Below are 8,814 nucleotides of genomic sequence, written 5' to 3' on the forward strand. Positions count from 1 at the left end.
CCCCCCCCCCCCCCCCCCCCCCCCCCCCCCCCCCCGCCTCGCCCCAGCCGGCCCCCCCCGCGCACTACACCTTCATTGCATCGTCGGCCGCGTCAGATGTGTATAAGCGCCCGGCCGGCGGACGGTGACGGCGCCGGGACCGGCCGCGGCCCGGTGGCGGACGACGTGCCCCGTCCGCCACCGGGCCGCGGTTCCCCGCGCCGGGGTGCTGGTCAGCGGCCCCGCGTCACGGTCGCCGCGGAGGTGCGACGCGTGACGGCCAGGACGGCGGCGGCGAGCACGGCGAGGGCGCCGGCGCCGATCAGCCACGGCTGGGTGCGGGTGTCGTCGACGAGGCCGACCTGGCCGGCCTGGACGCCCGACGGCGAGCTGTGCAGGCCGTCGACGACCTGCGTGGCGAGCGCCAGCGTCGCGGGCGAGGCGGTGGCGCTGCCCCACGCGTAGACGATCGTGTTGGCGCCCTCGGCCACGTCCACGTCGGCCGGGCCGAGCAGGGCCGGCTCGGTGGTGCCGGTGGCGACGACGCTCGCGGAGATCGTGCCGGCCGGCAGGTCGAGCTTCTGCTCGTTCGGGTTGGTCAGGTTGGAGACGGCCGCCTGGCCGCCCGCGAGGACGTCGACGCCGGGTGCCGCGGCCACGTGGCGCACGGTGAGCCGGCCCTGGCCGGCGGCCGTCGGCGTGGTGTCGTTGGTGAAGAGGGTGGCCGTCGGGTTGCCGGAGGCGTCCAGGTGCGCGACAGCGGTGTAGTTGCCCCCGCCCTCCAGCGGCAGGTCCACGGGGCCGATGGCGGGCGCGCTCGCGTCCGCCGCGTCGGCCGCCGTGATCGCGACGGTGTAGGTGCCGGCGGGCAGGTCGAGCGGCCCGGCGAGCGTGCCCGGGGTGAAGTCGTCGAGCGTGCGCTCGCCGTTCACCCACACGTCCACGGTCAGGCCGGGCACGCCGTGCAGCACGGACAGCTGCGCGGCGTCGGCGCCGGCGGCCTGGGCGGGCACGGCGGCGAGGGTCAGGGCGGCGACGGCGAACGAACCTGCTGCTGCGGCGAGGGGTCGAGCGCGCATGGGAGTCCTCCAGGGTCGGCCCGCGGGGCGGGCGGTGTCGTGCTGACACCTCTACTTCCGACCGTGGGCACGTCCTGGATGCATGCGGATGCATCTTTCTCGGACGAGTTCCCGACGGGCCGTCGGCTGCGGGCCGCGGCGCCCGTGCCCCGGCGCTCGCCCGTCAGCCGCGCCGGCGCCGCAGCACCTCGCGGATCGGGGGCACGACCGTGCCCGCCTCCGCCATGTCGGCGCGTGCGAGCCGGCGGTTGCGCAGCACGCCCACGACCCCGACGAGCCACGGCACGAGCAGCACCGCGAACGCCAGCCGGTACGCGTCGAGCGAGTACGTCGTCGCCCCGGGCGGCGACGCGACCTGCAGCACGACGCCCACCGCGAGGATCCCGACGATCGACGACGTGAACCCCCCGGTGTTGACGAACCCCGTCGCGGTGCCGAGCCGGTCCGCCGCCGTGGACGTCCGCGCGAAGTCGATGCCGACGAGCGACACCGGCCCGCCCGCACCCACGACGACGCAGAACACGACGAGCTGCCCCAGCGGCCGCGGCGTGTCCGGCACCAGCAGCCACACCCACGCGGCCAGCGTCGTGACGGCCGACGCGAGCACCGACCAGCTGCGGCGCAGCGGGTGCCGCGCCGTCCACCGGCCCACGACCGGACCCGCCACCATCGCCGACGCCGTCAGGACGCTCAGGAGCAGGCTGGCCTCGCCCGGCGTGCGGCCCTGCGCCGTGACGAAGAACGGCACCCCCCACAGCAGGGCGACGACGTTCGCGCTGAACGGCGCGACGAAGTGCGACCAGAACCCGAGGCGTGTGCCGGCCGGCCGCGCGGCGTCGCGCACCGCGTGCAGGAACCGCGCCCGGGCGGCGGACGCGATCGCCTCGGCGGGCGTCGTCGGTGCGGGGGAGCGGACGCCGGCCCACGCGGCGGCGGCGACGAGCACGCCGACCACGGCCAGCGTGCCGAACGTCACGCCCCACCCGCGGGCGTGCAGCAGCCACGCCACGCCGAGCGCGGACACGATCTGCCCCGACTGCCCGATCAGGCCCGTCAGCTGCACGAGCACCGGCACCTGCCGGGGCGGGAACCACTCCGCGACCAGCCGGCACGCGCTGATGAAGATCCCAGCGTCGCCCGCACCGATGAGGACGCGCGCGACGATCGCCGTCGGCACGTCGTCCGCCCACGCGAGCAGCGCCTGCCCGACGGCCATGACGAGCGACCCCCCGGCGACGAGCACGCGCGCGCCGAACCGGTCGAGCAGCTGGCCGGCGGGGATCTGCAGCGCCGCGTACACGGCGAGCTGCACGACGGAGAACGACGCCAGGCCGGTGGCGGAGAGCTCGAACCGGTCGATCGCCTCGACGCCCGCGACGCCGAGCGCCGTGCGGTGCACGACGGCCGCCAGGTAGGCGAGCACCGCCGCCGTGTACACGACCACGGCACCGCGCCTGCCGGCCATCACGTCCGTCCCTCCCAGGCCGGCGTCGTCCGGCCCCACCCAGCCTAGGCACAGCGTCGGGGGAGGGCGGCGCGGGGGCCGTCCAACGCGTCCGCCGGGCGTGCGGGAAGCGCTTCGTCCGATGTGTCCGGCGGGGGCGGACGCGCGTCCTGGACGGGTGGCCGGATTCACCCGCGCGGGGTGGTCTGGACGTTTGACCAACGTCGGTCGATGAGCAACACTCGTACTCGACGGTGCGCATCGCCTGCCCCCTGCGCGGTGCGCACCGTCTCTCAATCTCCCGCCGGTCGGCGGCCACGAGAGCGGGACGGGTCACCCGTCCCGCTCTCGTCATGTCGGGACCCGTGTCAGGCCCGGGACGCGCCGGCAGGGCCCTGCGCCCGCACCGGCGTGCCCACGCGCGCTGCCCGCCGCAGGGCGGCACGTGGACGCCGCGGCGCCACGTCCGCCGCGTGATCACGCGGCGACGGGGTGCGCGCACGTCGGCGTGGCCGCCCGGACGAACGCCGTGCGGCGGTCTACCGTGCCAGGGTGACCGTCCCCGCCCGCACGCCCGGCTCGGGACCGACCCCGGCCGGTTCGCCCCCGCAGACGACCCCGGCCGACGCCCCGGGGCCCGACGGCGCGCCCGCCGCGGGCGACGCCGTCACCGACGACGGCCGCAGCGGCCCGCCGGTCGCGCTCGTCGAGCCGCCGTCCCCGGCGGAGGTGCTCGAGGGCGCCGTCGCGACGTGGCGCGGCGCGCTCGTCGAGGCCGCCGGCGCGTCGACGCTGTCCGACGTCGACCAGCTCGGCGACGCGGCGCTCGACCTGTCCGCCGCGCACCCGTCCGGCATGGCGCAGCTCTTCGCGGGCCGCGCGACACGGCTGTCCAACCTCGTGCGCGAGGCGGGGGCGCTGTCCAGCGCCCGCCGGCGCGCCCGCGCCGTGAGCGCGCGCGCCGCGACGTACACGCAGCGGTACGGCATCGCGCCGACGTCGCTCGCGATCGGTGTCGCCACGTGGACCGACCGGTCCTCCGCGGACCTGGCGTCGGACGACGTGGGCGCGCTCGCGCACGTCACGCGCCGCACGCCGGACCCCCGCGACACCCGCCCCGCGCGCGGCGCGGACGCGGTGCGGACGGTGCGCGCGCCGGTGCTGCTGCGCCCGGTGACGCTGCAGGCCCGCGGGTCGGGCGAGGGCGACTACGAGCTCGCGCTCGAGCCGTCGCTCGAGGTGAACCCCGTGCTCGCGCGGGCGCTGCGCCGGCACGGCGCGCTGCTGGACCCGGCCGCGGTCGCGCGCGGCACGTTCACCGCCGCCGGCTTCGACCCCCGCGGTGCGCTGCAGCGCCTGCAGTCGCTCGGCGAGGCCGTGCTCGAGGACTTCTCGCTCGTCGAGAAGGTCGTCGTCGGGACGTTCGTGCACCCGGGCCAGGTCCTCGTCGACGACCTCGACCAGCTCGCCGGCGCCCTCGACCGGCACGAGGTCGTGCGGGCGCTCGCGGGCCTCGACGACGCGCGCGAGGCGCTCGCGGTCCCGCTGCCCGAGCCGGTCGCGGGCGACCGCGACCCCGCCGTCGAGCGCGGTGCGGGCGACCTCGACCCCGCGCAGCAGCACGTCCTCGACGTCGTCGCGTCGGGAGCGCACGTCTTCGTCGACGCGCCCACGGGCGCCGACGTCACCGGCACGCTCGCCGCGATCGTCGCCGACGCCGCGGCCGAGGGCCGCACCGTCCTCTACGTACCGGGACACCGGCGCGCCGCGACGGCGCTCGTCACGCGCCTCGAGGCGCTCGGGCTCGGCGAGCTCGTCCTCGACGTCGAGCCGCACGCCGGCTGGCGGACCGCCGCCGGCCGCCGCCTGCTGGGCGCGATGACGCTGGAGCCGCCGGCCGTCGACATGACGGCCGTGCACACGCTGCGGGCGTCCCTCGTGGAGCACCGGGAGCGCCTGCGCGGGTACGTCGACGCGCTGCACGTGGCCCGCGCGCCCTGGGACGTGTCCGCGTACGACGCGCTCCAGGAGCTGGCCCGGCTCACGTCCGCCCGCCCCACGCCGCGCACGACCGTGCGCCTCGACCCGGAGGTGGCGCGCGTCCTCGACGCCGAGCGCCGCACCCGGCTCGGTCGCGACCTGGTGCGCGCCGGCGAGCTGCAGGCGTTCACGCTGCGCCCGCAGGACACGCCGTGGTTCGGCGCGGACCTGCGCACGTCCGCGGACGCCCAGGTGGTGCGCCGCCGGCTCGACCGCGTGCTCGACGTGTCGCTGCCCGTGCTCGTCGACCGGGTCGCGCAGGTCGCGGCCGAGACCGGCCTGACGCCCGCGACGACCCTCGACGGCTGGGCCGAGCAGCTGCGCATGCTCGACGGCGTCCGCGCGTCGCTCGACGTCTTCCAGCCGCTGGTCTTCGAGCGCACCGCCGCGGACCTCGTGGCGGCCACCGCGTCGAAGGAGTGGCGCGAGCAGCACGACGTGCCGATGGGCTTCTGGGTGCGCCGCCGGCTGCGCAAGCAGGCGAAGGACATGCTGCGCCCGGGCCGTCCCGTCGCCGACCTGCACGCCGCGCTGCTCGAGGTGCAGGCGCGGCGCGAGGTGTGGCAGGCGCACTGCCCCGCCGGCGGCTGGCCGCGCCTGCCCGACGCGCTCCAGGTCATCGAGGACGAGCACCGTGCCGTCCGCGAGGACGTGGACGCGCTCGCCGAGGTCCTCGCCGGCACGCCTGGGGGCGGCCGGCTCGCGTCGACGCCGTTCCCGGAGCTGCGCGACCGCCTCGGCCGGCTGCGGGACACCGCCGCCGCGCTCGAGACGCTCCCCGAGCGCACCCACCTGCTGCACGGCCTGCGTGCCGCCGGCCTCGGCGACCTCGTCGACGACCTCACCGCGCGCCGCGTCGACCCGGCCCTCGCGCCCGCCGAGCTCGACCTGGCGTGGTGGAGCACCGTGTTCGAGCAGGTGCTGGCCGCCGACCCGGCGCTCGCGGGGTACGACGGCGCCGCGCTCGGCGCGCTGTCCGCCCGGTACGCCGAGCTCGACCGCGCGCACGTGACGAGCCGCACCGCACCCGTCCTCGCGGCCGCGCTCGCGCGCGTCGCCGGGGTGGTCCGCCAGCACCGCGAGCAGGCCGAGGGGCTGTTCGCCGAGCTCGTCGACGACCGCGTCACGTCGGTGCGCGAGACCGTCGGGCGGTACCCCGACGTCGCGCGCCGGCTGCGGCCCGTGCTCGTCGCCGGGCCCATGCTCGTGTCGCAGGTGCTGCCCGCCGCGCGCACCGTCGACCTCGTCGTCGTCGACGCGGCCGCGCACCTGCCCGTCGAGGCGGCGCTGCCGGCCATCGCCCGCGGCCGCCAGGTCGTCGTCGTCGGCGACGCGCGCTGCGCGTCGGGGTCCTCGGTGCGCGAGCTCGCCGACGTGCTGCCGTCCGTCGCGCTGCACGCCGACGCGTCCCGCCGCGACCCGTACCTCACGGCGTTCCTCGCCGCCCACGGGTACGCCGGCGTGCTCGTCCCGACGCCGCTGCCGTCCGCGCAGCCGCTCGTGCAGCTCGACGTCGTCGACGGCACCGGCATGCCCGACCCGACGAGCGGGACCGTCGACTCGACGCGCGCCGAGGTCGACCGCGTCCTCGAGCTCGTCGTCGAGCACGTGCTGCAGCACCCCGACGAGTCGCTCGCCGTCGTCACGGTCTCGCCGCGGCACGCCGACGCCGTGCGCGAGGTCGTGCTCGCCGAGGTGCGGGACAACCCCGCGCTGGCGTCCTTCTTCGACGCCGGCCGGCCCGAGCCGTTCGTCGTCGTCGACGTCGCGAACGTCGCGGGCCTGCGCCGCGAGGCCGTCATCCTGTCCTTCGGGCTCGGCCGGACGCCGCACCGCCGCGTGCTGCACTCCTTCGGTCCGGTGAGCCGCGCCGGCGGCGACGCGCTCCTGCTCGACGCGCTCGGCTCGACGCGCCACCGCCTCACCGTCGTCTCGTGCTTCGGCGCCGACGACCTCGACCCGGAGCGCGTGCGCGACGGCGGTCCGCGGCTGCTCGCGGACCTGCTGCGCTTCGCGGCCGACCGCGGGCAGGCGGACGCCCGCGCCGCCGACCCCCACGGCGAGCGCCCCACCGGCGGTGCCGACCCGGACCGGCTCGTCCTCGACCTCGCCGAGCGCCTGTGGCAGCACGGCCTCGTCGTCGACGTGGACCACGGCGTGCCCGGGGGCGTGCGCATCCCGCTCGTCGTCGGCCACCCCGAGCTGCCCGACGAGATGCTCGTCGCGGTCCTCACCGACGACGACGACTACGTGCGCGAGCCCAGCGTCCGCGTGCGCGACCGGCTCGCCGCCGACCGCCTCGAGCGTCTCGGCTGGTCCGTGGTGCGCGTGTGGTCCGCGGCCGCGTTCCTCGACCCGCAGGCCGAGGTCGACCGCATCCGCCGCGCGGTGCACGCGCGGCTCGTGCAGCGCAGGCCCGAGGCGGCCGCGCCGCCGTCGCGTCCCGTGCCGACGGTCGTGCGGGACACGCCCGAGGCCGACGACGTCGAGGTCGGGGTGCGGCCGTACGTGACCGCGCGGCCCGCGACGGGTGCGGTGCCGGTCGTGCGGCCGGCGACGGGTGCGACGCCGGTGGTGCGTCCCGCGACCGGGGCGACCCCGGCCGTGCCGCCCGCGCCGACGGGTGCGACGCCGGTGGTCCGCACGCCGACGGGTGTGCTGCCCGCGGTGGCGTCGCCCGGCAGCGGTGGTGTGCCGATGGTGCGTCCGGCGACCGGCGCGACACCGGCGACCCGTCCGGCGACCGGCGCGACCTCGGTGACGCCCGCGCCGCTGCGTCCCGCGACGCCGCCTGCGCCCACCCCCGGTGAGCCGGCGACGACGTCGGGCGAGCAGCTCGTGCTCGCCGTGCGGACGCAGCCGCGCCCGGACGTGCGGCCGGGCCTGCCGATCGGGGCCTACAGCGACGACCAGCTCGACGACCTGGTGCGCTGGCTGCGGTCGGACGGGCAGGACCGCACGCGGGACGCCCTGGCCGACGCGCTGCGCGCCGAGCTCGGCATCACGCGGCGCAGCCACCGCGTCGACACCGTCGTGCGCGCCGCCGTGGCGCGCGCGTTCGCCTGACCGGGCCCGTCCGCGCGACCATCGACGCATGAGCACGGGCACCGGACCGACCCCCACGCCGCGGCGCCGCGCACCGCGGCGCGCGGTGCGTCCGCCGGGCACCGTGGGCACGGACGAGTCCGTGCTGCGCTCGACCGTCCCCGCGGCACCGGGCGAGCCCCCGGCGCCGGTCCCGGCACGATCGGCGTCGGCGTCGGCGTCGGCGTCGGCGCCGGCCGTCCCCGCGGCACCGGTCGACGCACCGGACCCCTGGACGGCGACGCGGTCCGCCGACGACAGCGACCGCGGCTGGGGCCGCGAGGAGCCGTCCTCGAACGAGGAGCGGCTGCGCCGGGAGCGACCGCCGCACTGGTGACCGGCACGGTGCGCGGCCGCGCGTGCCCGCGCGACGCCGCGCCGCCACCGACGGCTCAGCGGCCGGGTCGGCGGCCGGGTCAGGCGGGGGCGCCGCCCGGCGGGATGCTCGGGGGCACGTCGCGACCGGGACGGCTCGGCGGCGTGGTCCCGGGCGTCGTGCCTGTGCCCGTCCCCGTGCCCGTCCCCGTGCCGGTCCCCGTGCCCGGACCGGTCGCGGGCTGCGCGCCCGGTCCGGCGTCGTTCGCGACGGCGGGGGACGCCTGCGCCGCGAGCAGGTCGCGGATCTCCTGCAGCAGCAGGATGTCCTCGCTCGGCGCCTGCGGCTCCTCCTCCTGGCCCTTCTTGCGCCGGGCCGCCAGCGCGTTCAGCGGCAGCACGATGAGGAAGTAGATCGCGGCCGCGGTGAGCAGGAACTGCAGGACCGCGTTGAGGATCAGCCCGACGCGGATCGGCGCGATGTCGGCGCCCTCGCGCCACGAGTACGGGCCCAGGTCCCACAGCTCCGCGAGGTTCGGCTGACCGAAGAGCCACCCGATGAGCGGGCTGAGCAGGCCCTCCTGGACGGCACCGACGATCGAGGTGAACGCCGCGCCGATGACGACGCCGACGGCCAGCTCGACGGCGTTGCCGCGCGAGACGAAGTCCTTGAAGCCCTGGAGCACCTTCGCGACGCCCTTGACCGGTTCGCTGCCGCCCACCGCGCGGAGCCGGTCGCCCGCCCCCCGCAAACCCTCGCGTGCCTGCCCGCTCATGCCGTGCTCCCGTCGTCCGGGGGGTCCTCGGCGCGATCATGGCACGACGACCGCGACGAGGCGGGCGGCGGCCGACGCCTCCGCGAGCAGCACCGGT

The 8,814-nt window shown here is 78.0% G+C and carries 5 protein-coding genes; 2 read left to right on the forward strand and 3 right to left on the reverse strand.

The genetic code is table 11. From position 1 onward, the window contains the following. Nucleotides 1-212: 212 nt before the first annotated feature. Together AB6N23_RS15555 and AB6N23_RS15560 are read right to left on the reverse strand one after the other, a co-directional pair. Nucleotides 213-1,058, reverse strand: coding sequence for a DUF4397 domain-containing protein (locus AB6N23_RS15555; protein ID WP_412866908.1), 846 nt, complete (start codon nt 1,056-1,058; stop codon nt 213-215). A gap of 163 nt (nt 1,059-1,221) precedes the next feature. Continuing rightward, nucleotides 1,222-2,523, reverse strand: coding sequence for an MFS transporter (locus AB6N23_RS15560; RefSeq protein ID WP_412866909.1), 1,302 nt, complete (start codon nt 2,521-2,523; stop codon nt 1,222-1,224). 531 nt (nt 2,524-3,054) lie between these two features. Here AB6N23_RS15560 and AB6N23_RS15565 point away from each other — a divergent pair. Together AB6N23_RS15565 and AB6N23_RS15570 are read left to right on the forward strand one after the other, a co-directional pair. Continuing rightward, nucleotides 3,055-7,608 carry a hypothetical protein gene (locus tag AB6N23_RS15565; protein ID WP_412866910.1) on the forward strand — a complete coding sequence of 1,518 codons (4,554 nt, stop codon included), beginning with the start codon at nt 3,055-3,057 and terminating at the stop codon, nt 7,606-7,608. Nucleotides 7,609-7,636: 28 nt separating this feature from the next. Further along, complete coding sequence (locus AB6N23_RS15570) at nt 7,637-7,963, forward strand: hypothetical protein (RefSeq protein WP_412866911.1); 327 nt, start codon at nt 7,637-7,639, stop codon at nt 7,961-7,963. 79 nt (nt 7,964-8,042) lie between these two features. Here the strand turns inward: AB6N23_RS15570 and mscL are convergent, their stop codons facing one another. After that, complete coding sequence (mscL, locus tag AB6N23_RS15575) at nt 8,043-8,717, reverse strand: large conductance mechanosensitive channel protein MscL (RefSeq protein WP_412866912.1); 675 nt, start codon at nt 8,715-8,717, stop codon at nt 8,043-8,045. Nucleotides 8,718-8,814 lie beyond the last annotated feature (97 nt).

Origin of the sequence: Cellulomonas pasadenensis, from assembly GCF_047229365.1 — a bacterium.
Classification (GTDB): domain Bacteria; phylum Actinomycetota; class Actinomycetes; order Actinomycetales; family Cellulomonadaceae; genus Cellulomonas.

What these genes read in the sequence shown, in the direction of transcription:
- AB6N23_RS15570 (WP_412866911.1), top strand. Translation starts at nt 7,637, where the DNA reads ATGAGCACGGGCACCGGACCGACCCCCACGCCGCGGCGCCGCGCACCG.
- AB6N23_RS15560 (WP_412866909.1), bottom strand. Translation starts at nt 2,523, where the DNA reads ATGGCCGGCAGGCGCGGTGCCGTGGTCGTGTACACGGCGGCGGTGCTC.
- mscL (WP_412866912.1), bottom strand. Translation starts at nt 8,717, where the DNA reads ATGAGCGGGCAGGCACGCGAGGGTTTGCGGGGGGCGGGCGACCGGCTC.
- AB6N23_RS15555 (WP_412866908.1), bottom strand. Translation starts at nt 1,058, where the DNA reads ATGCGCGCTCGACCCCTCGCCGCAGCAGCAGGTTCGTTCGCCGTCGCC.